Source organism: Paenibacillus sp. ACRRY (assembly GCF_022346995.1).
Classification (GTDB): domain Bacteria; phylum Bacillota; class Bacilli; order Paenibacillales; family Paenibacillaceae; genus Paenibacillus.
Genome location: NZ_JAKRNM010000001.1, coordinates 1,513,783 through 1,539,958, shown reverse-complemented (window position 1 = coordinate 1,539,958; position 26,176 = coordinate 1,513,783). Strand labels below are relative to the sequence as shown.

Below are 26,176 nucleotides of genomic sequence, written 5' to 3'. Positions count from 1 at the left end.
CGAATGGGCATATTGATTCAGCAAGCGATGATTCTAACCATGAAAGACCGAGAGGCCCCCTTCCTGGGGGATATTCGTATTGAAGGAGACCGGATTGCCGAGATCTCGCATCACCTTGCCGCCAATCCGGGTGACGACATCATGAACGGAAAAAACATGCTTGCCATGCCGGGGTTGATTAATGCACATCAGCATTCCCCAATGAGTTTGCTTCGGGGGTTCTCGGATGATCTGAGGTTAATGGATTGGCTGGACCGCAAAATGCTGCCTGCTGAAGCACAGATGACGCCTGAAGACATCTATTGGGGAGCCCAATTGTCCATGGCCGAGATGATTCGATCAGGTACCACAGCCTATGCAGATATGTATATCCACATGAATGAGATCGCTGAAGCCGTAATAAAAACGGGCATTCGGGCATCTCTCACACGGGGAATGGTATTTATGGAGGATGATGGCGGCCGTAGGATGCAGGAAGCCATTGATCTCGTTCAACGCTGGTCAGGCAAGGCGGATGGAAGAATTACAACGATGTATGGGCCACACTCGCCATACACCTGTCCTATTGAACCGCTAATGGAAGTTATTGCCCTGGCCGAACAGGAAGATATACCTCTTCATATCCATCTGGCCGAAACCAAGGAAGAAGTCGCGAAGATCCGTGAACGTTATGGTGTGACGCCAACGCAATATCTTGAGGAAGCTGGTATGTTCGAGAACGCACATGTTTTGCTTGCCCATGGAGTGCATCTCAATCGCAGAGATATCGGCAGGCTGAAAGGCATGCGTGGAGGCATAGCCCACAATCCGGTAAGCAATCTGAAGCTGGGTTGCGGCATCGCTCCCATCACGGACATGATTGCACAGGAGATTCATGTCGGACTCGGAACAGATGGAGCCGGTAGTGCGACGACTGTAGATATGTTTGAAGAGATCAAAGCTGCAACATGGCTGCAAAAGCTTGATTACGGAGATCCGACTTGCTTGCCGGCAAGGCAAGTGCTGCAGATGGCTACTCGGGGCAGCGCGGGTCTGCTTAAGCTTCAGGAAGATGTAGGTATGCTGGAGGCAGGGAGAAAGGCGGATCTGATACTGATCGATCTGGAGAAGCCCCATCTTCAGCCTGTACATGACGTGGAATCTCTACTTGCATACAGCGTAAATGGTGCAGACGTAGATACGACGATTGTAAATGGACAGGTTCTGATGAGAGGCAGGAAGCTCTTAACGATCGATGAGGATGAACTTTATCGTGAGGTGAAAGTTAGAGCGAAGCGGATTGTTGAGGGAATTTAATATTATCTTTCGTATGAGGGATAAGAAGGTCAGCTTGGAACCGAGGTTCTTAGCTGGCCTTTTGCATGTACCCGGAAGTGTAATGTTCGGGATCTCCATCTTTGACCTTTATCAGTGAGGATAATATATATTTTTTGTTTACTAGCAGATCATTTGATAAAATAGAAGAGACGTGAAGAGTGATCTTTTAGGATGAAGTAGATTAGAACGTGGACGCAGGCGGTTTGTTCAATTTAATTGTTTGCACGTCCATGTGAATATATGAACATAAAAATATATTATATCAAAAGAATGGAGCCATCCCATGAAATATCGCAATATGGAAGATTGCATCAACGATCTGGAGCAGCATGGACATCTGATCCGGATCAAGGAAGAAGTAGACCCGAATCTGGAAATGGCAGCGATACATATGAAGGTGCACGAGGCGAAAGGCCCGGCGCTGTTGTTTGAAAATGTGAAAGGTTCGAAGTTTCAAGCGGTATCCAACCTGTTTGGCACGCTCGAACGCTGCAAATTCATGTTCCGTAACACGCTCGAAGGCGTACAGCGCGTCATGGCAGTACGGGACGATCCAATGAAGGCGCTCAAGACGCCTCTGCAGCACATCAGCACAGGTCTTGCAGCCTGGCAGGCGCTGCCCAAACAGAAGTCGATTAGTCTGCCTGTGTCGGCTCAGGAAATTCAAATCTCGGATCTGCCACTGATTAAGCACTGGCCTATGGATGGTGGCGCCTTTGTAACATTGCCGCAGGTTTATTCGGAGGACCCGGATAAACCGGGGATCATGAACTCCAATTTGGGTATGTATCGTGTCCAGCTGAGCGGCAATGATTATGCGATGAACAAGGAAATCGGGCTGCACTATCAGATTCATCGCGGGATTGGTATACATCAGGCGAAGGCTGTCAAAAAGGGGGAGCCGCTCAAAGTCAGTATCTTTATCGGTGGCCCTCCAGCTCATACCCTGTCTGCGGTTATGCCTTTGCCTGAGGGCCTCAGTGAATTGACTTTCGCCGGTCTGCTCGCTGGTCGTCGTTTCCGCTATAGCTACAAGGATGGATACTGTATTAGCAATGATGCCGACTTTGTCATTACCGGAGATATTTATCCAGGTGAAACGAAACCGGAAGGGCCGTTTGGTGATCATCTGGGCTATTACAGTTTGACACACGAGTTCCCGCTGATGAAAGTACACAAAGTGTATGCGAAGCCTAATGCAATCTGGCCATTTACAGTTGTCGGTCGTCCTCCGCAGGAGGATACGGCATTTGGTGATCTGATCCATGAAATTACGGGCGATGCGATCAAACAGGAGATTCCGGGTGTCAAAGAAGTACATGCTGTAGACGCTGCAGGGGTGCACCCTCTGTTATTCGCAATCGGAAGTGAGCGTTATACGCCATACCAGACGGTGAAGCAGCCGACGGAATTGTTGACCATTGCTAACCGTATTCTGGGTACGGGGCAGCTTAGTCTGGCCAAGTATCTGTTTATTACAGCTGAGGATCAGCAGCCGCTGGATACCCACCGCGAAGTGGAATTCCTGACCTATATTCTGGAGCGCATGAATCTGCAGCGGGATATCCATTTCCATACCAATACAACCATCGATACACTGGATTACTCAGGAACCGGGTTAAATACCGGTAGTAAGGTTGTTTTTGCAGCCTACGGTGAGAAGATTCGGGAGCTGTGCACAGAAGTGCCGGATACCTTTAAGAATATTCGTGGTTATACCAATGCGCAGTTGATTATGCCGGGAATCGTATCGATTCAGACGTCAGCTTTTACGAGTTATGAAGAGACGGCGCGGGAAATGCAGCAATTTACGGATATGCTGAAGGAACAAGGAGGACTCGATTCCTGTCCATTGATCATTCTGTGCGATGACAGCTCTTTCCTGAGCGCGAGCCTCAGTAACTTCTTATGGGCTACATTTACGCGCAGCAATCCATCCCACGACATGTATGGTGTAAACAGCAGCTATACGCATAAGCACTGGGGGTGCGACCAGATGATTATTGATGCCCGGGTGAAGCCGCATCAGGCACCACCGCTTATACCTGATCCTGCGGTTGAGAAAAGCATCGAACGCTTATTTGTCAGTGGAGCCAGTCTGGCATCGGTCAAAATTTAACGCTATAGGGAAGGGCCCAAACGGAAGTTTGGGCTCTTTATTTTTCTCTAATCCTAAGAAAGGTAACATTCGATGTTCCTTATTGGGCAAAACCGGGATTATTTTAGAAATATGAATGAGAAGAAAGTCTTACTCGTTCGTATTTCCTTTTGCGATTAAGGTCGTTTGAACTATGCATAAAATCAAGAAAATGATCGATATAAAGAAGTATAGGTATTTTGGGGACCCAATCCATCGGGTACTGTTACTATAATGAATTGTTCAGGGGGAATACCGATTGAGAATCCATATTATGAACCTGCAAGACGGAGACCGTCTGACTGAGGATACATTTAGCGATGCGGGGTTGCACATTCTCGGGAAAGGGACTGTAATCAAAAGTGAGGATATTTCCTTGCTCATGCAGCACCGTGTGGACTATGTAGATATTGAATCACGTGAAGAAGAAATAACAGAAGCTGAGTTTTTTGCCGCTGCGGCCAAATTTGCAGCCGGTTCGAGTAATGCAGTCGGTTCGAGTATTAAGGAAGAACCGCCTGAAGAAGAAATGAAATCCCAATTTACACAGACTGTACATAATTACCAAAATGCATTTCTCGAAGCACTCACTGTAGGTAAATTCAATGCTACCATGGTGGATGATGCACTGCAGCCCATGGTGGACGGATTAGATGAGCAAAAGGATGTCGTACATCTCCTGATGATGCTGGAACGTGATGATGTAAATAACTACACGCATTCCATTCAGGTTGGATTACTGTCCTTCTATCTTGCCAACTGGATGGGTTATTCCCAGAAGGAAAGCTACCAGATCAGCCGTGGCGGCTATCTGCATGATATAGGCAAATGTAGAGTGTCCCATCGAATTCGTAACAAAATGGAACCGTTAACGGCGGATGAACAGCTTGAATTACAGCGTCATACCATTTATGGCCATGATATCATCAAGAGCTCCATGACGGATGAGGCTACTGCGCTTGTAGCGCTTCAGCACCATGAACGTGAAGATGGCTCGGGGTATCCGATGCAAATAGATAAAAATGAAATCCATCCATACACGCAGATCGTGTCAGTGGCTGACGTATACATCGGTATGAGATCCGGCATTCACGGTGGCAGCAATCCGAACCTGATCAACAATCTGCGTGACATTTATGCGATGGGATTTGGCAAGTTGAATGAAAAGCCGGTTCAGGCCCTGATGCAGCACCTTCTTCCGAACTTTATCGGTAAGCAAGTACTTCTGAGCAATGGTGAAAAAGGGGTAATCATCATGAATAATACGTCCGACATCTTCAATCCACTGGTTAAGGTCGAGTCCGAGCAGTATCGTGATTTGTCCAAAGAACGCAGCATCGCCATTAAAGAACTGATTATTTAAGTTTAATTAAATTTAGAGTGACAACGGGGCTCCTGCATAATAACAGGGGACCCTTTTTTTGTGTAACGGCTTTGGGTGCATTGTTCTCTACGGAGAGCAGGCGTATACTGGGTACAAAATCCATTTTACCCTAGGAGCGATAAACCTTGATTGAAGTGGTAACCGAAATCACGATACGTGCCTCAATTGAAAAATGTTTTGATTATGCCCGTGATATTGATGTTCATACACAGACGGTATGGAAACATACACATGAACGCGCTGTTTCGGGTGTAACATCCGGCAAAATAGATGCTGGTGACACGGTGACGTTTCAGGCAACTCATTTTGGCATAAGGCAGAAACTGACTTCCCGTATTGTGCAATATGAACGTCCGCATGTTTTTGTCGATCAGATGGTAAGTGGGGCATTCCAGAGTATGCGTCATGAACATCATTTTAGCAAGATCGATGACCAGACCACTTGCATGAAAGACATGCTGAAATTTGAAGCACCATACGGTGTATTGGGAAGACTGGCTGAGCGTCTCGTCTTGAAGAATTATATGCATGCTTTTATCCAAAGCCGCAATATGAATCTGAAAGCTATATTGGAACAGAAGAATGAATAGGTCAGACGACAATTACTTGATAAGGTGTGATGAGTGATGGATAACGAATATGTTGTTGGTTGGGGCACCCTGGCGTTAATCAATGCCGGACTTGCTCAAGGGAAAAACAGAAGTGGGCTTAACTGGTTTCTGATCTCCCTCTTATGTGGTCCGCTTGCAACACTGTTCATCGTTGTTTGGAATAAGTTAGAGAAATAATTCAATTTCCTTGATGTGTCGGAACACAAGAGGACTGGATTTTATTTCGTTGTAAATAACGGTCAATAGCCCAGAACAGGAATGCGGCTGCACTCACTCCTGCTCCCAGCCAGCATACCCCCGTCCATCCTGACCAGGCATACATCATAGTCGAAGCGATAGATCCGGCTGCACTGCCAACTGAGTAAAATATCATGTAAGCAGCAGTAAGACGGCTCTGTGCTTCAGGGCGAACCTGATAGATTAGGCTCTGGTTCGTGACGTGGACTGCCTGTACAGCGAGGTCGAGAACGATGACGCCAACGATTAGAAACGATAACGATTGATGAACGAATCCGATCGGCAGCCAGGACAGAAGGAGAAGTAGAAGAGAGAATCCAGTTGTGTGCTGCCCAAGACCCTTATCAGCCAGCTTGCCGGCACGGGCAGCAGTCAGTGCACCCGCAGCACCTGCCAAACCAAAAGCGCCAATGGCTGTATGTGACAACGAGAATGGAGGTGCGCTGAGTGGAAGGACCATGGCAGTCCATAATATGCTGAATGCGGTAAAAATCAGCATGCCCAGCACGCCGCGGATTCGAAGCATAGGCAGCTCGCGGTAGAGTTGAATTACCGAAATAAGCAATTGTACATATTTTAATTTTGTTCGCTGAGGCTCATGCTTGGGCAGAAGAAAGAGTAAGGCGACTACTCCGAGCAATGTTAGCGATGCAGAGAACAGGTAAACTGATCTCCAGCCAATCCAATCGTTCAAGGTGCCTGCAACCGTTCGAGCGAGCAATATGCCAATCACGATTCCGCTAGTCACGAGGCCTACAATTCGTCCGCGTTCCGAAGGGGCAGCGAGTGCTGCGGCAAAGGCAACGAGGGCTTGAGTGTTAACAGCCAGTAATCCGACGAGTGCCATTCCCGTGAACAGGATGGAACTGGATGATGTGGTGCCAACGACAAGTAGCGCCACAACAGAGAAGAGCATCTGCACGATGATGAGATTTCGCCTGTTAACAAGATCACCGAGAGGAACAAGAAAAAAGAGACCAATGGCGTAACAGACTTGGGTCACCGTGATGATGACGCCGATATGTGAGTGGGAGATGCGGAATTCACTGGCCATGGCATCCAAAAGGGGCTGAGCATAATAAATGCTGGCTACGGAAAGTCCGCTGCACAGAGCAAAGAGGAGCGCAACAAGTCGGGACATGCCAGCATGAGCTTTTGAAGATGGATGTAACTGTTGAATCGGAGTATTCATGAGAGTCACCTTTCAATATAAATTTTTGATTTTTATTATGTACTGATCAGTACACTTTAGTTCTGGATTAACATACTGTATATGTAATCCGAATGTCAATTACAAACTTTTCAACGCAGTTGTATGTTATTTATTTCAATCAATTATTGGAGAAGTGGAATTGACATCATTCTGGATGAAAGCTACGATATAACATATCGATTGGTACATAAAAAGGAGAAAGAATATGGTGAGACAACGGGAGTTTGATACCGATAAAGTGCTTGAGGCAGCCATGCACATTTTCTGGGATAAAGGATTTGAAGCAACGTCATTGACTGACCTGACATCTGCAATGGGTATTCAACGTCCCAGTTTGTATGCTGCCTTTGGGGACAAAAAAGAGTTATTCGAGACAGCGCTGCGCAGATATACCACTTTGCATGCCGCGCAAATTAGATCGAGGCTTCAGCATGAAGGTTCTGTAAAACAGGCATTTCGTGCGCTGTTTGAGCACATTGGGGCGGAGGGGGATGTGTCCAAGCCGAGTCACGGTTGTTTTTGCATTAATACGATGGTTGAACTGGCACCGCACGACTCGAAATTCGTCGTTCTAACCCGAGAGCATCAGATGTATCTGGGCGTGATTTTTCAGGAGACGATCGAACGGGGGCAGCGGTCCGGAGAATTGTCCGGCGATCTGAATGCGAGTGCAGCTGCAAAATCTCTGGTTATTTCAATGATTGGACTTACTGTGTTGATGAAATCGGGGCCGGAGCGCTTGTTTGTGGAGCAAAGTATTGAGGCGGCGTTATGGATTATTGGAGGGGAATCGATATGATTCAGCCCACCGAAAAATTGCTGGAATGGTTTCGTTCGGGCCATCCTCTGGATACGGGGGTGATTCAATCCTATTGCCGAGTTATTGCGAGGTATGGGAACCGGGAGGACGCGGAGGTCTTGCTCCAGTTATATTTGGAGCATCCGGAGGATTATCGATATGTACTGCTGCTGGAAGTCGTCATGCGTTGCGGTGATATGGAGCTTGCGCGTCAGCTTCATCAATGTAGTTTTGTGAATGGAAAGCTAAAAGAGGGAACTCCCGGTGACGTTCTGCATGTGCTGGCTTACATGGGGCATCAACTCAGCACCGAATATCTTGTGGATTGTGTAATGTTAGAAGACCGGTATTTGTCTAAAGATGCTTGTTTGGCCTTGCTGCATATGCCTTGTGAGGATCAACATCAGCGGTTGCGTGATAAATTCGAGCAAGTATACGGAAATACTCTTTTCCCGGAAATACTCCCTGCATTATGTGCAAAATGGTCTCCTGCCGAGAACATGGTGCCGAAGCTTCTGGCGTGGGGAGAACAGGCTTCAGTGGACTGCAATGGCGGGCTGGTATGGGGTATTGCGATGTACGGAACCTCTCAGAAAGAACATATTCGAAGTATGTTATGGAATCCGAATTGGGAGCTGTACGGTAATGGAACAGGCAGTCATTGGTGGGCTTACATGGCTATGCCCATGGTTGGATTAACATTTTCGGATTTGATCAGAGATCTGAAGGACGAAGCGGGCTTAGCTACATTTACAGATAAAGCGAGTAGTGTGCAGACTTCCCAAGCAGGCTTAACAAGAAGCATGGCTGAGGAGCATCGGTTTCACGTGCTTCACGACTTGCTGCAGTTAAAACTTGAATCCATCTCACACCCGCTTAGATATGTTAAGGAGAACCAAGAATCCATGATGAACCTGTATCAGCAGCTGTTTAGCTGGAGTACACCACATGTGGATGATTCCATATTAGGTGTGATTACGAATGCACTCGGAATGGATCATGTGCTGATCGAACGATATCATCAACTGAGATCCAGAATGGAGCTATACGTCAGTCATGAAATTGAACTGGATGCTTTGCGTTAAGGGTTGGGTGCTTGATAAACCCCAATATCGTAAATCAATAGGAGAATATTGATTATATGAGACTATATGTAAAGTGAAACGTAAATATAGTAACATTCAATTCCAAGGAGGAATTCCATGGTACTTACTACATATTGGCGATTGTATCTTATTATCTTTTATGTCCTAGGTGTATCGATAACGACTCTTGGTGGAGTAGGCATCATAACATTCAGTCTCATCATGTTCGGATTATTGGCTCTGGCGGCGATAGAAGCATCTCTCTTTACCAATGATCAGGGAAAATTAGATCGGTTTGTATACAAAGTTCGTGGATTATCAAAGGTCACGATTGCGATTGTAATCACGGCGCTAATTTTTAAAATGTTAATATGAATTGAAGAGGCGGAACATATTTCCGGCTCTTTTTTTATGTCTAAGGACATTGGGCAGACCGGAGTCGAATTGGTACAATACGGGTAGGTGTAGGATATAACGCATTTTGGAGGAGGGGTACAGATTGCAAACGAAATTACGTTGCGCCATATTGGACGATTACCAGAACGTCGCCCTGTCATTGGCTGACTGGAGTTCAGTCCAGGATCGGGTTGAGGTTCAGACCTTTAATCATTACATGGGCTCGGAAGAAAAGGTCATTCAGGAGCTGCAGGATGTGGATATCGTCATCCTGATGCGTGAGCGTACTCCGTTTCCTGAATCGGTTATATCCAGGCTTCCCAAGCTGAAGCTGCTGATTACAACAGGGATGCGAAATGCCTCGATTGATCTTAAGGCTGCGGAACGCCATGGGGTCACGGTGTGTGGGACAGAAGGCAGCTCCAATCCACCGACGGAACTAACCTGGGCACTTATCCTAGGACTGTCCAGGCAGCTGGTTACAGAAAATAATGCGCTGAAATCCAATCGCAACTGGCAGAGTACGGTCGGCATGGATTTGTACGGAAAGACTCTCGGGCTGCTCGGATTGGGCAAGATAGGTTCGCGGATGGCCATGATTGCCAAGGCTTTTGGCATGAACGTCATGGCCTGGAGTCAGCATTTGACACCTGGACAAGCCGGAGAACAAGGCGTAATCTGGTGCGAAACAAAGGAAGAGCTGCTGGAGCAAAGTGATATTGTGTCCATTCATCTGGTGCTAAGTGAACGTACTCGTCATCTGATTGGACAGGCTGAATTCCAGCGGATGAAAAAGACAGCATTGCTGATCAATACTTCCCGTGCGGGAATTGTGGATCAGGAGGCTATGGTTGAGGCATTGCAAAATGGTCAGATCGCCGGGGCAGGACTTGATGTCTTTGAACAGGAGCCTTTGCCTGTTAATCATATCATGCGAACCTTGCCTAACGTGCTGGCAACACCGCATTTGGGTTATGTGACCCGAGGAAATTATGAAATCTATTACAATCATGCGGTAGAGAACATCGAGATGTTTCTACAAGGCAGCCCGATTAGACAGTTGATCGTGAAGTAGTAACAAACCATGCTAGATTTCGGTTTTCATTAAAGCGATACAGATATCAAAAAAAAGGTGACCTTCAGGCCGTGATTAATGGCTGTAAGGACACCTTTTTGCATGGGAATTTCATCATCTACTAGGATACACCTTTAGGAACCTGATGAAGAGGGACGAATCATCGCTACACTTGATTCACGTACGATAAGTCTGGGTTCAAACTGGATATGCTCATAGTCTGTAGTGCTCATCTCTCGAATTCGTTTGAGCAGCAATTCTGTCGCCAGCCTGGCAACCTCTTCACCCATTATGGAAACCGAGCTGATCTGCGGGGATGAGACGGTAGTCCATTGATTATTATCGACCCCAACCACGGCGACATCTTCGGGTACACGTACACCCAATTCTTTGAACCGGTTAACCAATCCGATGGCTACCATGTCATTGATGGCGTAGACTGCGTCTGGCATATGGGTCAATCCATGGAAGTAATCCGCAGCGTTTGCTCCGGTGTTCAGGGAGAAATCTTCTCCGAAATAGACAAGTGAAATATCGACATGAGGCAGAGCTTGTTCATACGCCCGATAACGCTCTTCTATGATGTCCTTGGGGGCACCCGCATAGGCAATCCGGGTTCGTCCAATTTTAATTAAATGTTCCATTACAAGCTTTCCCTCAGGCTGAGATAGAGAAACGATATCTGCCTTCATGCCGGGTTCGAGCCTCTTGCCGTAGTTAATCATGGAGATGGGAAGGGGAGCCTTATCGATCAAACCTGGCAGCGTTTTGGGATAAGCAAGCGGCATGAATATGAGGCCGTCCACATGCAGCTTTTTAATATTTCGGATGGTTTCCAGTTCTGTACGGGCATTCCCCGCCGTATTAATCTGTACCACGTGGTAGCCGTGCTGCTTAGCTGTTTGTTCAACAGACCAGGAGATCTCTGGAATGATCGCGTTTCGTATATCAGGTACAACCAAGGCAATTTGGTGGGTCTGGCGTATTTTTAGACTCTGAGCGGAGGTGTTGGGAACAAAACCGAGCTCTTCAATGGCCTGCATGACCTTATCTCTGGTTTTGCTGCTGATACCTTCAGAATTATTGATGGCTCTTGAGACGGTGGCAATTCCCACTCCCGCTAACTCCGCCACATCCTTAATGGTGACTTTTTGATCTTTGCTCACGTTTGGGTAACCTCACTTCATCGGAAACGATTCCGAATCTAAAGTAATTTCTTGTTGAATTCATGTGTATACTCTGATTATAACACTTTTTGTAAGTCAATAGACTTTCCATTAGCTATAACCGTAAGCACGGTGTTAACTTATTCCAAACGTTCTTAAGCTTATAATTTGCAAAGCTTTGGATAGAGGCAATCAAAGCAGGTTTTATCATGCAGCATGTAAAGGCATAAAATTCATGAATTCGACGTATTTATGGGAAAATGTGTTTGACAGACTATCTAAACTATGACATATTTAACTACGGAAACGTTTCCGATTATATTTAAACCTATGATCTGGGAGATGAAATGAATGAAAGCATTACGTTGGCATGGTGTTAAAGATCTACGTCTCGAACATATCGATGAACCTAGCCCGGCACAGGGGAAAGTTAAAATAAAAGTGGAATGGTGCGGAATCTGCGGCAGTGATCTGCATGAATATACCGCAGGACCGATTTTCATTCCAGCCCAAGCACCGCATCCGCTAACAGGCGAACAGGCACCTGTAGTGATGGGACACGAGTTCTCGGGACAAGTCGTTGAAGTGGGTGAAGGTGTTACCCGTTTTCAAGCAGGAGACCGTGTTGTCGTTGAACCTATATATGCATGCGGACATTGTGAAGCCTGCAAACAGGGAAGATACAATCTGTGCGACCAGATGGGATTCCTCGGTCTCGCCGGAGGAGGCGGAGGTTTCTCCGAATACGTTACAGCTGAAGAGTATATGGTACACGCCATCCCTGACTCCATTTCCTACGAACAGGGAGCATTGGTGGAACCTTCTGCTGTTGCCCTGCATGCTGTGCGTCAAAGTAAGCTGAAAGTAGGCGATACTGCAGCTGTATTTGGTGCGGGTCCCATCGGTCTGCTCGTTATTGAAGCATTGAAAGCTTCCGGCGCCTCCGACATTTACGTGGTAGAGCTGTCCGAGGAGCGCAAAGCGAAAGCCGAAGAGCTTGGCGCTATCGTTATTGATCCAACCCAGTACAATGTCGTGGAAGAGATTCATAGACGTACGCAAGGCGGCGTGAACGTTGCTTATGAAGTTACAGGTGTTCCACCTGTGCTGCAGCAAGCGATCGACTCGACACGTATTGGCGGAGAGCTGATGATCGTCAGCATTTTTGAGAAAGCGGCTCCGATCCTGCCGAACTCTATCGTCATGAAAGAACGTACGGTGAACGGCATTATTGGTTATCGGGATGTATTCCCGGCTGTGATTAGTCTGATGGATAAAGGCTTCTTCCCAGCAGACAAGCTGGTGACCAAGCGCATCTCGCTGGATGAAGTGGTGGATCAAGGGTTTGAGGCTCTCTTGAAGGAGAAAAATCAGGTGAAAATCCTGGTCAAAGCCGAGTAGCAACAACTCAGAAATCTTCTCTATGTATTAAAACGAAATCATATGACTAAATGGAATACTTGCGTAGGCAGCTCATCTTCGGATGTAGCTGTCTATTTTTGTTGAAAAGGGCGGAATGTATTGCATGCTTGTTCTGTTTTACATAATATAAAAAGATACAATTTGTATCGTTTATATGAAAAGGCATTCATTATCAAAACGAAGGAGGAAGCGGGCATGCACAATAACACGAAATGGGCAGCTCTTATTTTGACCATCGTTGCAAGCGTAGGTTGGATGCTTACAGGGAGTGCCAAGCCCAAAAACAGTGACAAGGCCGAGCGCAAGCCGACTGTTGAACGGGCTATGGCGAAAGTATCCAATGTACCGATCAGTTCTGCCGATGTGACAAGCAAGGTTGAGCTACTTGGACGACCCTTTGCCAAAACGCCTTACGCCAACAATGTGTGGGATATGCAGTTGTACAGAGGCAAGATCTATTTGGGTCATGGCAACAGCAGCAATATGGGGGTAGCGCCGAACTCCGGTCCCATCCCGGTCATTTACTTTGATACAGCAACCTCATCGTTTAATAGACAGGCAGTCAGCAATAGCAATCCAGGAATTGTTCCATCGACCAAAATGGTCGTGGATGAGGAACAGATTGATATCTACAAGGTCCTGGACGACAAGCTCTATATTCCGGGAAATGATTCCGACGGAGAGCACTGGAGTCTCGGGAACTTTTATCGGCTGGATGAGGACGTATGGACGAAATACCGTAACCTTCCGCTTGGGGTACACGTTTATGATCTTGCCCTGTTTCAAGGCAAAATGTTTGCCGCTCTCGGAACAGAGGATAAGCCTACAATTCTGATTTCACATGATATGGGCGTAAGCTGGCAGAAGTTTGCAAACATTAATACGTTCGGGCTACGGGCATATACGCTGTTTGAGCTGGGGGGCAAGCTGTATGCATCCGGCATGATGTATCCTGCCAATAAAATCTGGAATGACAAGACCAATTTCCTGGAGATTAACGCGAATCTGGAGAAGAAAGACGTTGTGATCTATGGTAACAAAATCCTGCCGGGACTGACCTATCAACAGGGCACGGTTCCGTATAACAAAATCGGAAAAAATGTTAACTTTGATAACAAGTTAGTCTATATCGCGGGTGGCGTATTCAATGATGGTCAGCTACTTCCCAAATCCTTAAATGTCATGACTGCCATTAATCAGGCTAGACGCGTGATTTTGCCAGATGCCAAAGCATTGCCAACAGACTTGCTTTTGCGCGACGGTAAAGTGTATGTACTCACCTACACGTTCCAAAATAAAAATCTGTATATTAACCGGGTGTACCAAACCACGGACCTGATCAATTGGCATGAAATCCTCCGGTTTAACCAGGACACGTATGCGAAGTCATTTGAAGAGCATGAAGGGGATTTCTATTTCGGTTTGGGCACGGATCCGGACGTAGTCTCAACTTCATCGGGCAAAATACTCAGAGTTCATCGCAATGACATTCCTGTGAATTCGGATTAAGGGAACGCAAAGGCAAAGTAAGGAGTATATACTATGCTTCATTTCTATTATTGGTTAACCTGCAAAAGGATTAAGACGGTAAACACAGAGCATACACGTGCAGCAGCGTAATTGTATTGCTACTTGCTGCGGGGGTGCTCTATTTTTTTCTTACATAAGAGACCATCTCATTAGCGAGTTTGAAAATAAAACTCACAAACTATAAAATGGAAAGGTAATTGGGTTCTGACATTCCACAAGATAAAGGAGCTATAAACAAATGAATATACCTTCAGCGTTGTTTACACCCTTCACTTCAGACAAGCTTACATTGTCCAATCGGATCGTCATGGCACCCATGACTCGCGGTTTCTCTCCAGAGGGTGTACCCGGGCCGGAAGTTGCTGAATATTACAAGCGCAGAGCAGCTGGCGGTGTAGGGCTCATTATTACGGAGGGGACAGGGATTAACCATCCTTCCTCTGTAAGCGGTGCGAGTATCCCATTATTTCATGGTGATGAATCTCTCCAGGGCTGGTCGAATGTGGTCCAGGCCGTCCATGACGCAGGCGGTAAAATCATGCCTCAATTGTGGCATGTGGGCACGGCCCGTCGTACAGGCGATCTGCCTCATGCGGAAGCAGAGCCTGTTAGCCCCTCTGGCATCAGCATGGCAGGGGAAGAGAACAGGGAACCTTTGACCGAAGAAGAGATCCAAGGCCTGGTACAAGCGTTTGCACAAGCAGCTGCAGATGCGAAGCGGATCGGGTTTGATGGCATAGAATTGCATGGCGCTCACGGATACCTGATTGATCAGTTTTTCTGGGAGCATACCAATCGACGTACAGACAAGTATGGCGGTGACTTGGTCAAACGCACACAATTTGCAGTTGAGGTTATTGAAGCGTGTCGCAAGGCGGTTGGACCGGACTTTCCGATCGTACTTCGTTTCTCTCAATGGAAAATGGGCAATTATGATGCTCGCCTGGTGGATACCCCTGAACAGCTGGAGCAATTTCTTGCGCCGTTGTCTGCGGCAGGTGTAGATATCTTTCATTGCTCGACTCGTCGCTTCTGGTTGCCGGAATTCGAGGGATCTGAGTTAAACCTTGCCGGTTGGACACAAAAATTAAGCGGGAAACCTGCGATATCCGTTGGGTCCGTTGGTCTGGAAGCCGAATTCGTGGACCGATCAACCGAGAATCAGGGAACTGGCGATGCTCACTTGGACCAATTAAATGCAATGTTAGAGAACAAGGAGTTTGAGCTGATCGCTCTGGGACGTGTACTGCTTAGTGATCCGGAGTGGCCTGCAAAAGTGCGTGAAGGACGCCAGTCCGAGATCATTCCATTTACAACTGAAGTGTTGAAAACACTGAAGTAGTAACCATTCATCAGCATTCTTCTACATTTCCACATAGCATGATGACAAAAAACGAGCACTCAACAACAACCTTATGCCGCCGAAAGGCGGCTTTTTCAACCTTCTATAATAATAATTTCAACATATGAAAAATTCACAACAGAATACCATTTCTCGCCCGCAATTACGTTCTCCGTTGATCCATACAACAACCACGCACTTCGTTGGAAAAATCATTAGAAACCATACTACGACTCTCAAATGCAAAGATTTTTTTAGCTAATCAGATTCATATCTCACTCTTTAATTACAGCTGGTGATTTTGAAAAAAGAGTGGCTTATGTTAATGTTATGCCTGAACATGACGGTACTCATGCCAACATGAATTAGGAGGGTGACATTCCTTGTATGTACATAACGGTTCTATAAAAAATAAACGAAGACACTCGGTGCAAATGTTCTTTCTGATTATTGCAGTCCTTATGCTCATTACCGCATGTGGAGGAACACAAAAGCCCGGCTCCACAGCGAATTCCTCTGCAGGCTCTACTACAGAACAACAAGCTGAACCAGAAGGCAGTGGTGATTCTGATGCGGAGGAAGCTCAGGAGAACAATGAGGAGAATCATGCTTCTCCTCAGGAAGAGGCAGATCCGGTTCAGGAGCAGCTGGACCAGCTCTCGCTGGATGAAAAGATTGGACAGATGATTTTGGCTGGGGTCCAGGGGACTGCTTTGGATGACCAGGCCAAACAAATGATTGCGGACCAAAAGGTAGGAGGCATCATTTTCTATGGGAATAACGTGACGACTCTGCAGGGAACAGCGGATTTTGTGCAGTCCATCAAAGAAGCAAACCGTTCCAATCCCGTGCCGATCTTCATGAGTGTGGATCAGGAGGGAGGGAAGGTCAGCCGAATGCCGGATGAAGTGGAGAGTATCCCGTCAAATGGTAAAGTCGGAGCGACGAAAGACGCCGAACTGGCAGAAACGATGGGTAAGTTACTGGCAAGACAGATCCAACTTGCAGGTTTTAATGTGAATTTTGCTCCGGTATTGGACGTCAACAGCAATCCGAACAATCCGGTGATTGGTGACCGTTCCTTTGGCAGTTCGGCTGAACTGGTGTCTCGTCTCGGCGTTGCTGAGATGAAAGGTCTGCGCAGCGAGGGAATGATTCCGGTCGTGAAGCATTTTCCCGGTCATGGGGATACGTCGGTGGACTCCCATCTGGATCTTCCCGTGGTAAATAAAACAGAGAAGCAGCTGGCTGAGCTGGAATGGATTCCGTTTCAGGCCGCGGTGAAAGAGCATGTAGAAGCCGTAATGGTGGCTCACATTTTATTCCCTAAACTGGATCCGGATCATCCTGCTTCGTTATCGGAAGTCATTATTGGCGAACATCTGCGGGGCAAATTCAATTATGACGGTGTCGTCATTACAGATGATCTCAGCATGGGTGCAATCGCCAAAAATTATAAACTGAATGAAGCTGCGATCGCGACCGTTCAGGCAGGCAGTGATATTTTGCTCGTGGCTCACAGCTATGAAAGTGCCAAAACGATATTTGACACATTGAAAAATGCGGTGAAGAATGGCAAAATCACCGAATCTCGAATTGATGAAAGCGTGTATCGCATTCTGGCACTGAAGCAGTCGTACAAGCTGTCTGATGAGCAGCAGCCATCCGGTGACCTCAAGCAATTGAACGCAGACATAGTGCAGTGGCGCAAACAGGTTCATGCCGAATAATCCATCCTGTGTTATGATTTTGGAATGAGAGAGAACATATTACATTTCATTATTACAGGTTAGGGGTGCGGCCCATTTATGTATAGCATAATGATCGTTGAAGATGATCCCAAAATTGCAGGACTGCTGAAATCCCATATTGAACGCTACGGGGACAGAGCCGTTCTGGTAGAGGATTTTGAGCGGGTGTTACAGCAATTTGAGCAAATCCAGCCACATGTTGTTCTTCTGGATATCAACTTGCCTAGCTATGACGGGTTCTACTGGTGTCGTCAGATCCGTACGATGTCCACATGTCCGATTTTGTTTATTTCTGCCCGGAGTGGCAAGATGGATCAGGTGATGGCGCTGGAAAACGGAGCGGATGATTATATTACGAAGCCGTTCGAACATGAGATTGTGATGGCCAAAATCAAAAGTCAGCTGCGACGTGTATATGGAGATTATGCAGCCCGTGACGAAGAACGCAAGGTTGAGCTGGAAGGGTTGACGGTATACCTGGAGAGGCTAGAGGTTCAGCTCGGTGATCGCAAAGTGCAGCTGACGAAGAAGGAAACGATACTGCTTGAAACATTGCTTCGTCGCAGTCCGAAGCTCGTGAGCAGGGAGACCATTCTGGAGAAACTGTGGGATGACTCCTTTGTAGACGACAATACACTCAGTGTCAATGTAACCCGTGTACGCAAGCGATTGGCCGAAATAGGCATAATAGACGCTTTGGAAACGGTAAGGGGTTCCGGTTATCGTTTAAATGCGAACTGGAATACGGCTTCATCATCATGAAGCTGTTTATGAGAGAACACCTTGCTTTGACTTGCTGGGTGGTCGTCATCTTGCTTACCGTCGTCGGCGTGTTTTGGTACGACGGTTACGACCATGTGTTGACGGCAATCTATGCCGTATCACTGGGGTTATTTTTATATGCAGGTTACCTGACTTACCGTTATATGTCTCACCGGTCGTTCTATACCCGAATGACACAATCCATGAATTCGCTTAATGAATTTGTCCCGCTCGAAGAGACGGTTCCCTTATCGGTAGCGCTGGAGAAGCTGCTGGACTCACAATATGGTCATTATCATGCCCATCTCCACCGCCTGGAGCAGCGTCAGCAGGAATATCTCACATTTATGAATCAGTGGGTACACCAAATGAAAACACCTTTATCGGTAATTGAACTGACTGTGCAGGATCAGGAGGACGATGATCCACGTCTGAAGAGTATTCGTGAGGAAGCAGATCAGATGAGACGCGGATTGGAAACGGTACTGTACGTAGCGCGTTTGGACACATTTGAACAGGACTTCAGTGTTGAACCGGTTACACTTAAGGCAGCAGGCGAAGAGGCCATCCATGAGCTGAAGCGTTTCTTCATTCGCAATCATGTCTATCCCGAGATTCAGATGGATGACTCGCTAATCGTGCAATCGGACGCCAAATGGATTCGTTTTGTCATCGTTCAGCTGTTATCCAATGCTATCAAATACTCCGCTGGTAACGGACAAAAGATATACCTGCGTGCATATGAAGCAGAACGGTCCATTATTCTAGAAGTTCAAGATCATGGTGCAGGGATTCCAAAGTCTGATCTGAACAGGGTATTCCAGCCTTTCTTCACTGGAGAGAATGGCCGTCATTTCAAGGAGTCAACCGGCATGGGGCTGTACATCGTAAAAGAGGTCCTGACCCGGATGAATCACCGGATCGATCTGGAATCGGTATACGGTGAAGGGACGACGGTTCGGATTACATTTAGTATCTAAAGAATGTATGGTGATTTTCTATATTGTTTTCCTAGAGGATTGTTCAAGATCATAGACGTCTATTACCCCGGGGTAATGATGTCTTTTTTGTTTTATATAGAAGCAACCTTACAACTTTGTCATGCAAGTGAAAGGTTAAGCCATAGGAGATTAGCCGAAACTTCGGGTAAACTGAAGTCAGAAGTCAGGGCAACAAGGGTGAAAAAAGATTTAATAGTGAATGAATAGACGCGAGTATGTCATGGTTGACTTAAGTTCAATGAAAAAAGGAGTGGTACATATGGAAATATGCTCGGTAAAACAGATCAGCAAAATCTATAAAGGGATTGTGTCCTATGAGGCATTATCAGGGATTGACCTTAGCATTCAGGAAGGCGAATTTGTAGGAATCATGGGTCCATCCGGCAGCGGCAAAACGACACTGCTCAACATGATCTCCACGATCGACCATCCGACATCGGGAGAACTGCGCATTGCCGGGAAAAATCCATTCGAGCTGAACCAGGATGAGCTTGCGCTGTTCCGGCGCAAAGAGCTGGGATTTGTATTTCAATCGTTCAATCTGCTCAATACCCTTACGGTGAAGGAGAACATCGTGCTGCCGCTTACGCTAGATGGAACACCGCTGGGGGAGATGAACGCTCGTGTGGAACGGCTCGCAAGCAAGCTGGGGATTGAGGGGATTCTGGACAAGCGGACCTATGAAATTTCTGGTGGACAGGCACAGAGAACAGCCATTGCCAGAGCACTAATCCATTCCCCGAAACTAATATTGGCGGATGAGCCAACAGGCAATCTGGACTCAAAGGCGGCACGTGATGTCATGGAGATGCTGGAGCTTCGCAATCAGGAGGATCAGGCGACGATGCTGCTGGTTACACACGATGCAGTTGCAGCGAGCTACTGCAGTCGGGTCGTCTTCATCAAGGATGGCAAACTCTATAATGAGATTCACTATGGTGATAACCGGGCAGCTTTTTATCAAAAGATTATTAATGTGTTATCCCTAATGGGAGGGTCAGGACATGAATTTTCGCCAGTTCGCCATTAATAATGTGGTTCGCAACAAACGGATTTATTTGGCTCATTTTCTGAGCAGCACATTTTCCGTCATGATATTTTTCACATATGCACTGCTTCTGTTTCACCCGGATTTGAAGGATGGCTTGAGGGGATCAAGTGAAACGGTTACTGTGCTTGCCAATCAGGGCTTTATGATTGCAGAGATCATTATTTTTATCTTTTCATTCCTGTTTTTGCTGTACTCGGTCGGTTCATTTCTGAAAACACGCAAGAAGGAATTCGGTATATTCCTGATCATTGGGATGACACGCAAACAGATGAACCGGCTTCTGTTTATGGAGAACATGTGTATTGGGATCGCCGCCATTGCAGCGGGTATTGGACTGGGGATGATCTTCGGAAAACTGATACTGCTCATCTGCGGTTCACTGCTGGCTGTGGAGAACAGTCTACGATTTTATTTTCCATTAAAAGCAATTGCTCTGACAGCTGTCGCGTTCCTTATTCTGTTTGCTGTCATTGCACTGTCTTCTTCTCTGCTTATCCGCAAGGGAACGCTGATTGATTTGGTGAAATCGGAGGAAAAGCCGAAACCGGAGCCGAAGGCATCACGCTTGCTCGCGTTTCTATCCGTGTTGTTGATTGGCGGTGGCTATGCAGGGGTATTCGCTTTTGTATGGGTGACGTTCTCCTTCCCGCTGCTCCTGGGGAGTGTCATTATGGTTATCGCAGGTACATACCTGCTGTTCACGCAGCTCAGTGTGTATGTCATTCGGGCATTAAAACGTAATCAGCGTTTGTTTTTCCGCAAAACCAATGTACTGTTTCTATCCGAGCTTACGTATCGCATGAAAGATAATGCTGTCATGTTTTTCATGGTAAGTGTCATTTCAGCCTCGGCATTTACCGGCATTGGCACCATGCTGGCGATCGCTGATCCAGGGTTGTCGTCGATGACGAATCCGTATGCATTTACTTACACGGATTCATGGAATGCTCCTGAGGCAGAGGAGGATATCAGGCAGATTGAGGAAACGCTTGTTGACCATGAGGTTCCCTATGTTAAAGGCAGCTACGCCCCGTTGTACGAGAACAACAATGGCTACATTATCAAATTGAGTGAATACAACCATCTGGCCAAGGCCCTTGGTTACGAAGAGCGCACGTTGGATACGGAAAATGGGGCCTTTATGACGCCATCGAATCTGACAGCACGCAAAGAGCTGCGTAAACAAGTGGAGCAGGGGTTCTCACCAACACAGGTCGATCTTGAAGTTGAACAGTATCATCAACAGGTTCAGCTGTCTCCTCCAGCTACCGAAATCGTTATTCCTGTTGATTTCAAAATGGATATCTACGTCGTTTCCGATGAATTGTTTGAACAGATGAGGCGAGCGTACAATGATTTCCTAGACTTGAGTGAAGATTTCTATTCCAATAAAATGACTCAATTTGTGGTGGAAGATTGGATGGGCACACGGGCCTTCGCCCCTGAACTGGTTAATTCGATTCAGAATCAGCCGCGTACGAAAGGCTACTTCATGTTCAGCGCTCTCGTTGTGGACTGGCTGAATTCGAAACAAACCAACGGGATCATTTTGATCCTGAGCGGTCTGATCGGTATTGTCTTCTTCACCTTTGCGGCAAGCTTTACCTATTTTAGACTCTACGCGGATCTGGAAAGGGATGAGGCACAGTATCGCATGATTGGAAAGATGGGACTTAGTCGTCCTGAACTTCGTAAAATTGTAACTCAGCAGCTGCTGCTTATGTTTTTCCTACCATTACTGATTGCTTTGATTCATAGTTCGATTGCATTTGTGGCGCTGCAGCAGTTGGTCGATTTTTCGGTTATGGGATATAGCCTGCGTATCTTCTTCGTTTTTGCCTCCATGCAGATCCTGTTCTTTGCGCTTGTGCGCTGGCGGTATTTACGCCATATGTACTCCAAATTAATCTAAACTGACATAAGTCAACAAACATCGGACGCATCGTTCGGTGTTTGTTGACTTTTCTATCCTGGACACAGTACTATTTCTTTAGATACAAATTGTATCATATTGTGTATCATACATAACTTCAGCATGTGACAGTTGTACTTTGAGGCTTGTAGCAATAGTAGACTTTTTGCCTGAGAGGGAGGACGTATCATGAGCATCACGATGTCTCGCGGACAAGCTTACATACACCGATTGAATGATGAGCGAAACGTATGGCTGGATGGCAAGCGTGTCCGGGTAACCGAACACCCCGCCTTTCAGGGAACACTGCAGACCATTGAGAACTTGTTCGATTTGGTGGATGAACCCGATACACGAGAAACAGTGGCATATTGGGATGAACAGACGGGAAGTTATGTGCATCAGGCTTTTCGGGTGCCACACTCTACTCAAGATGTCAGCAGTAGAGCGGCAGCATTTCGAATCTGGTCGGATCGAACCTATGGAGTCATGAGCAGACTGTCGGATTATGCCCGGTCCCGTCTTGCCGGATGGTATGCCACACGTCAAGATATGGCACAGCATGATGCCATGTATGCAGATAAGATAGCAGCCTACTATCAGGAGGCAAAACGAAAAGATGCATTCCTGACGATTGTCCAGCGCGACCCGCAGATCAACCGATCCCTGCCTGTTGGGGAAGATGAAGATGCCATGCTGCGGATTGTGAGAACCAACTCAGAAGGGATTATTGTTCGGGGTGCCAAGATGGTGGCGACCGCAGCTCCTTATGCAGATGATATCATTGCATATCCGATTCAGCGGATTCCGGGGCATCTGCCGGAACTGGCACATATGGTGATTGTTGCTGTGGGAAGTCCGGGTTTACATCTGATCTGCCGGGAATCTTTTGCCGCTCCGCAGTTGGATGCTGCTCATCCTCTCAGTGCCCGTTATGATGAGATGGACGCTGTATTATTTTTTGATGATGTATTGGTTCCATGGGAGCGTGTATTGCTGCACAACAATCCGGAAGCCGTGTGGCAGGTTCGCTGTAACGCAGCCTCTTCCAGTCTGGCCTACCATCAGAGCATCATTCGGCTGCACTCCAAGCTGGAATTTATCACAGCCGTCACGGCAGCCATTGCGCAGGAGATCGGTGTGGATTCATTCCTGAATGTACAGGAACAACTCGGAGAGATGATCAGCCAGATGCAGACCATTGAGGGCTTAATCATTGCTTCTGAGGCCCAGGCACAGCCAGATGCGCATGGCAACTGGCTCCCGTCATTCAAATACATTGAGACAGCCCGTAATTTGGGCAGCCGATACTACCCGAGAGCGGTCGAAATTCTGAAAACCATTGCAGCCGGAGGACTAATTCAGATCCCGTCGGGCAGATTCGATCTGGATGAAACGGTAGGACCATTGATGGCCAAATATCTTGGTGGAGTGACACTTCAAGCGCCAGAGAAAATCCGTCTGTTTCAGCTAGCTTGGGATCTGACCGGAAGTGCACTTGGGGCGAGGCATGATCTATATGAGCGTTACTACGCAGGTGATCCGGTTCGCAACCGTGCAAGCCAGTATTTGCAATATGATAAGAAAAGTCTGAATAAAAAGGTTGAGCCTTGGCTCCATATGAAGTAGTTGTTGAAGCTTCAGTATCATGGAGATCATGGATGGAATCACGAGCCCCGGCATATGCCAGGGCTTTTATTTAGGTTATCTTTAGATTTGATTTAGGTGGATTTAAGAGACGTGGTATATAGTAGTAGGATACATGTAAAAGAATACACAGCTGATGATTAAGGAATGAAGAAATGAGAGGAATAACATGAGATACACCATATTGATTGCAGATGATGAACCAGAGATCGTGGAACTGCTTCAACTGTACCTTGAAAAGGACTATGACATCAGGACTGCCGCGAATGGAGCGGAGGCGCTCGAATGCATTCGTTCTGTACCGGTGGATCTTGTCATTTTGGATATTATGATGCCTGTAATGGATGGACTTCAATTAATCAAGCAAATCAGGGCAACCCATCATATGCCCGTCCTGTTTCTATCCGCCAAAAGCCAGGACCATGACAAGATTCTCGGACTTGGACTCGGTGCGGATGATTATATTTCGAAGCCGTTTAATCCGCTGGAGATTGTTGCTCGTGTAGAAGCTTTGTTAAGACGTGTGAATCAATTTGACGCCCAGGAATCCGCTGCACCCCAGGAGACGAATCTTGTTCTCGGTGAACTTATGCTGGATCGCTCCAAATGTGTGCTTTTTCGATCGGGCAAACCTGTAACTCTAACCTCCACGGAATATAAAATTGTGGATCTGCTGCTGGAACAGCCTGGCCGGGTATTTACGCGCAAGAAAATATACGAGGCGGTATGGGGAGACTATTACGCGCATGAAGACAGCACCATTATGGTCCACATCAGCAACATTCGCGAGAAGATCGAGCGCGACTCCAGGCAACCGGAATATTTAAAAACGATAAGGGGACTCGGATACAAAATTGAAGCGCCATCGGAAAGCTAGAGAAAAGCGACTTTTGCAAACATCCCTGACACTGGACTTCCTGTTGTTCAACTTCTTTTTGCTGCTGCTCGTCTTGATTGTCTATCTCATGGTTTCGCTGGACGTCGTGGATTTTCGCATTTCGGATCAGGTGGTTGATCCTGACCTGAATGTCGAGGCGCATGTCTATGCAGCCGAATTGAACAAGAGGCTTGAGGATGACTCTTCAAGCAAGGAAATCCAGCGTCTGATGGATAGTGGAGGATGGATTGAAATTCTGGATGCAGATCGTTCGGTCATTCGCCAGATCGGTGCCAAGCAGGATGCGGTTAAACATTACAGTGAGTCGGAGTTGTACGCCGGACTGGAGAATCGGAGCGATACTACGTATTATTATTCCATTTCTCCATACGCAGCAGAGAGAGAGGCGAAGTATGTACTGCTGAAAATACCGCGTGATCTGGTAAGTATCCGCATGAATGAAAATCTGCTGATTACCAATCTGAAGCATCCCCTGTCTTTTTACATCATGATCGGAGTTGGCTTCGTCCTGCTGCTGATATTTGTATACAGTTATTGGGTCGCACGTCGAATCAAAAAACCACTAAGTATTTTGTCACTGGGACTTACACAGATGATTCAGGGGAATTACAGTACACGTTTGTCCATCTCGGCAGAGAAGGAATTTGTCCAGATCGGCGAGACGTTTAATTATATGGCAGATGTCATTGAAAACACCTCGGCAGAGAAGCGATATGCGGAAGAGAGTAAACAGCGGCTGATTGTGGATCTGTCGCATGATCTGAAAACACCAATTACCTCCATTCAGGGATATGCTCAGGCCCTCGTGGAGGGACGGGGAGAAAACAAGGAAAGACAGCAGCGTTATCTTGGATATATTTATAACAAGTCTGTCCAGGTGGCACGAATGATACAGAATATGCTCGAACTGCTCAAGGTGGACTCTCCCGATTATCACATGCAGATCCAAAAGAGAGAGATCGGAGAATTCGTGCGTGAAGTCATGGCCGATACCTATGGTGAGATCGAACAGAAGCATTTTGTACTTCACGTGCTTGTACCTGATCAGGAGATTTACGCCAGATACGATCCTGAATTGTTATCTAGGGTCATTCAAAACCTCATTACCAATGCGCTGTCTTACAATCCGAAGGGAACAGAGCTGCGGGTGGAATTGGTTCCACTGGACACGCATGTAGTCATTGAGGTTGCAGATACGGGGGTGGGTATTCCCCAGGAACTGTGGAGCACCATTTTTGATCCATTTGTACGAGGAGATGAAGCACGCACCGGTACGGGCGGAACCGGACTTGGACTCGCGATTGCCCGGCGAAATACGGAGAAGATGGGCGGTCGACTGATCCTGTCCCAGCGAGGTAAGGAGACAACCGTGTTTACCATTCAAATCCCAAATTAAGAAGTTGAATGTATATTTAAACGGGCAACGAAGAGGGCAGAAAA

22 protein-coding genes are annotated in these 26,176 nt (G+C 46.8%); 20 read left to right on the top strand and 2 right to left on the bottom strand.

The window, feature by feature from the left end; all coding sequences use genetic code 11:
- Window positions 1-3 precede the first annotated feature (3 nt).
- The 5 genes from MH144_RS06480 to MH144_RS06460 all read left to right on the top strand — a co-directional run bounded on the left by MH144_RS06480 (window position 4) and on the right by MH144_RS06460 (window position 5,626).
- Window positions 4-1,296, top strand: coding sequence for an amidohydrolase (locus MH144_RS06480; protein ID WP_239298517.1), 1,293 nt, complete (start codon window positions 4-6; stop codon window positions 1,294-1,296).
- A 304-nt stretch (window positions 1,297-1,600) separates the two neighbouring features.
- Window positions 1,601-3,436 carry a UbiD family decarboxylase gene (locus MH144_RS06475; protein WP_239298515.1) on the top strand — a complete coding sequence of 612 codons (1,836 nt, stop codon included), beginning with the start codon at window positions 1,601-1,603 and terminating at the stop codon, window positions 3,434-3,436.
- Window positions 3,437-3,713: 277 nt separating this feature from the next.
- Entirely contained in the window at window positions 3,714-4,817 is a 1,104-nt protein-coding gene (locus MH144_RS06470; RefSeq protein ID WP_239298514.1) for an HD-GYP domain-containing protein, read from the top strand.
- A 155-nt stretch (window positions 4,818-4,972) separates the two neighbouring features.
- Entirely contained in the window at window positions 4,973-5,428 is a 456-nt protein-coding gene (locus tag MH144_RS06465; protein ID WP_343226046.1) for an SRPBCC family protein, read from the top strand.
- A gap of 36 nt (window positions 5,429-5,464) precedes the next feature.
- Window positions 5,465-5,626: a hypothetical protein gene (locus MH144_RS06460; RefSeq protein ID WP_239298511.1), complete on the top strand. Its 162-nt coding sequence runs from the start codon at window positions 5,465-5,467 to the stop codon at window positions 5,624-5,626.
- Window position 5,627: 1 nt separating this feature from the next.
- On the opposite strand, the gene MH144_RS06455 is transcribed toward MH144_RS06460, so the two are convergent.
- Window positions 5,628-6,878 (bottom strand): MFS transporter, encoded by a 1,251-nt coding sequence (locus MH144_RS06455; protein WP_239298509.1) that lies wholly within the window; start codon window positions 6,876-6,878, stop codon window positions 5,628-5,630.
- Between the two features lie 226 nt (window positions 6,879-7,104).
- Between MH144_RS06455 and MH144_RS06450 the strand changes: the two genes are divergently transcribed.
- The 4 genes from MH144_RS06450 (at window position 7,105) to MH144_RS06435 (ending at window position 10,254) form a co-directional block, all read left to right on the top strand.
- Window positions 7,105-7,698 carry a TetR/AcrR family transcriptional regulator gene (locus MH144_RS06450; protein ID WP_239298507.1) on the top strand — a complete coding sequence of 198 codons (594 nt, stop codon included), beginning with the start codon at window positions 7,105-7,107 and terminating at the stop codon, window positions 7,696-7,698.
- Window positions 7,695-8,783: a hypothetical protein gene (locus MH144_RS06445; RefSeq protein WP_239298505.1), complete on the top strand. Its 1,089-nt coding sequence runs from the start codon at window positions 7,695-7,697 to the stop codon at window positions 8,781-8,783. Before MH144_RS06450 ends, MH144_RS06445 begins: the two co-directional genes overlap by 4 nt.
- 117 nt (window positions 8,784-8,900) lie before the next feature.
- The gene (locus MH144_RS06440; RefSeq protein ID WP_239298503.1) at window positions 8,901-9,158 is read left to right on the top strand and encodes a hypothetical protein; all 258 of its coding nucleotides are present in this window, start codon (window positions 8,901-8,903) and stop codon (window positions 9,156-9,158) included.
- 124 nt (window positions 9,159-9,282) lie between these two features.
- Window positions 9,283-10,254: a D-2-hydroxyacid dehydrogenase family protein gene (locus MH144_RS06435; RefSeq protein WP_239298501.1), complete on the top strand. Its 972-nt coding sequence runs from the start codon at window positions 9,283-9,285 to the stop codon at window positions 10,252-10,254.
- Window positions 10,255-10,388: 134 nt separating this feature from the next.
- Here MH144_RS06435 and MH144_RS06430 read toward each other — a convergent pair whose 3' ends face one another.
- Complete coding sequence (locus MH144_RS06430; RefSeq protein WP_239298499.1) at window positions 10,389-11,420, bottom strand: LacI family DNA-binding transcriptional regulator; 1,032 nt, start codon at window positions 11,418-11,420, stop codon at window positions 10,389-10,391.
- Between the two features lie 351 nt (window positions 11,421-11,771).
- Here MH144_RS06430 and MH144_RS06425 point away from each other — a divergent pair, with 351 nt between their 5' ends.
- From MH144_RS06425 to MH144_RS06375, 11 genes are all read left to right on the top strand, one after another.
- Window positions 11,772-12,821 carry a 2,3-butanediol dehydrogenase gene (locus tag MH144_RS06425; RefSeq protein WP_239298497.1) on the top strand — a complete coding sequence of 350 codons (1,050 nt, stop codon included), beginning with the start codon at window positions 11,772-11,774 and terminating at the stop codon, window positions 12,819-12,821.
- A 216-nt stretch (window positions 12,822-13,037) separates the two neighbouring features.
- Window positions 13,038-14,351, top strand: a complete 1,314-nt coding sequence (locus tag MH144_RS06420; RefSeq protein WP_239298495.1) for a hypothetical protein — start codon at window positions 13,038-13,040, stop codon at window positions 14,349-14,351.
- Between the two features lie 259 nt (window positions 14,352-14,610).
- Window positions 14,611-15,714, top strand: coding sequence for an NADH:flavin oxidoreductase (locus tag MH144_RS06415; protein ID WP_239298493.1), 1,104 nt, complete (start codon window positions 14,611-14,613; stop codon window positions 15,712-15,714).
- A gap of 383 nt (window positions 15,715-16,097) precedes the next feature.
- Window positions 16,098-17,444: a beta-N-acetylhexosaminidase gene (nagZ, locus tag MH144_RS06410; protein ID WP_239298491.1), complete on the top strand. Its 1,347-nt coding sequence runs from the start codon at window positions 16,098-16,100 to the stop codon at window positions 17,442-17,444.
- 78 nt (window positions 17,445-17,522) lie between these two features.
- A complete protein-coding gene (locus MH144_RS06405) occupies window positions 17,523-18,227 on the top strand; it encodes a response regulator transcription factor (protein ID WP_239298489.1) in 705 nt (234 codons plus the stop codon).
- Window positions 18,224-19,207 carry a sensor histidine kinase gene (locus MH144_RS06400; RefSeq protein ID WP_239298487.1) on the top strand — a complete coding sequence of 328 codons (984 nt, stop codon included), beginning with the start codon at window positions 18,224-18,226 and terminating at the stop codon, window positions 19,205-19,207. Before MH144_RS06405 ends, MH144_RS06400 begins: the two co-directional genes overlap by 4 nt.
- A 280-nt stretch (window positions 19,208-19,487) precedes the next feature.
- Complete coding sequence (locus MH144_RS06395; RefSeq protein ID WP_095287496.1) at window positions 19,488-20,258, top strand: ABC transporter ATP-binding protein; 771 nt, start codon at window positions 19,488-19,490, stop codon at window positions 20,256-20,258.
- On the top strand, window positions 20,233-22,191 hold the full coding sequence (locus tag MH144_RS06390) for an ABC transporter permease (protein ID WP_239298485.1): 1,959 nt from the start codon (window positions 20,233-20,235) through the stop codon (window positions 22,189-22,191). Before MH144_RS06395 ends, MH144_RS06390 begins: the two co-directional genes overlap by 26 nt.
- Before the next feature lie 189 nt (window positions 22,192-22,380).
- A complete protein-coding gene (locus tag MH144_RS06385) occupies window positions 22,381-23,820 on the top strand; it encodes a 4-hydroxyphenylacetate 3-hydroxylase family protein (RefSeq protein WP_239298483.1) in 1,440 nt (479 codons plus the stop codon).
- A gap of 187 nt (window positions 23,821-24,007) precedes the next feature.
- On the top strand, window positions 24,008-24,715 hold the full coding sequence (locus MH144_RS06380) for a response regulator transcription factor (protein ID WP_239298481.1): 708 nt from the start codon (window positions 24,008-24,010) through the stop codon (window positions 24,713-24,715).
- On the top strand, window positions 24,693-26,132 hold the full coding sequence (locus MH144_RS06375) for a sensor histidine kinase (protein ID WP_239298479.1): 1,440 nt from the start codon (window positions 24,693-24,695) through the stop codon (window positions 26,130-26,132). The genes MH144_RS06380 and MH144_RS06375 overlap by 23 nt, the downstream gene beginning before the upstream one ends.
- Window positions 26,133-26,176: the final 44 nt, after the last annotated feature.

Excerpts from the sequence above, each read along its gene's own strand:
- MH144_RS06480 (WP_239298517.1), top strand. The coding sequence starts at position 4 with ATGGGCATATTGATTCAGCAAGCGATGATTCTAACCATGAAAGACCGA.
- MH144_RS06475 (WP_239298515.1), top strand. The coding sequence starts at position 1,601 with ATGAAATATCGCAATATGGAAGATTGCATCAACGATCTGGAGCAGCAT.
- MH144_RS06460 (WP_239298511.1), top strand. The coding sequence starts at position 5,465 with ATGGATAACGAATATGTTGTTGGTTGGGGCACCCTGGCGTTAATCAAT.
- MH144_RS06455 (WP_239298509.1), bottom strand. The coding sequence starts at position 6,878 with ATGAATACTCCGATTCAACAGTTACATCCATCTTCAAAAGCTCATGCT.
- MH144_RS06450 (WP_239298507.1), top strand. The coding sequence starts at position 7,105 with ATGGTGAGACAACGGGAGTTTGATACCGATAAAGTGCTTGAGGCAGCC.
- MH144_RS06445 (WP_239298505.1), top strand. The coding sequence starts at position 7,695 with ATGATTCAGCCCACCGAAAAATTGCTGGAATGGTTTCGTTCGGGCCAT.
- MH144_RS06440 (WP_239298503.1), top strand. The coding sequence starts at position 8,901 with ATGGTACTTACTACATATTGGCGATTGTATCTTATTATCTTTTATGTC.
- MH144_RS06425 (WP_239298497.1), top strand. The coding sequence starts at position 11,772 with ATGAAAGCATTACGTTGGCATGGTGTTAAAGATCTACGTCTCGAACAT.
- MH144_RS06420 (WP_239298495.1), top strand. The coding sequence starts at position 13,038 with ATGCACAATAACACGAAATGGGCAGCTCTTATTTTGACCATCGTTGCA.
- MH144_RS06415 (WP_239298493.1), top strand. The coding sequence starts at position 14,611 with ATGAATATACCTTCAGCGTTGTTTACACCCTTCACTTCAGACAAGCTT.
- MH144_RS06405 (WP_239298489.1), top strand. The coding sequence starts at position 17,523 with ATGTATAGCATAATGATCGTTGAAGATGATCCCAAAATTGCAGGACTG.
- MH144_RS06400 (WP_239298487.1), top strand. The coding sequence starts at position 18,224 with ATGAAGCTGTTTATGAGAGAACACCTTGCTTTGACTTGCTGGGTGGTC.
- MH144_RS06395 (WP_095287496.1), top strand. The coding sequence starts at position 19,488 with ATGGAAATATGCTCGGTAAAACAGATCAGCAAAATCTATAAAGGGATT.
- MH144_RS06390 (WP_239298485.1), top strand. The coding sequence starts at position 20,233 with ATGAATTTTCGCCAGTTCGCCATTAATAATGTGGTTCGCAACAAACGG.
- MH144_RS06385 (WP_239298483.1), top strand. The coding sequence starts at position 22,381 with ATGAGCATCACGATGTCTCGCGGACAAGCTTACATACACCGATTGAAT.
- MH144_RS06380 (WP_239298481.1), top strand. The coding sequence starts at position 24,008 with ATGAGATACACCATATTGATTGCAGATGATGAACCAGAGATCGTGGAA.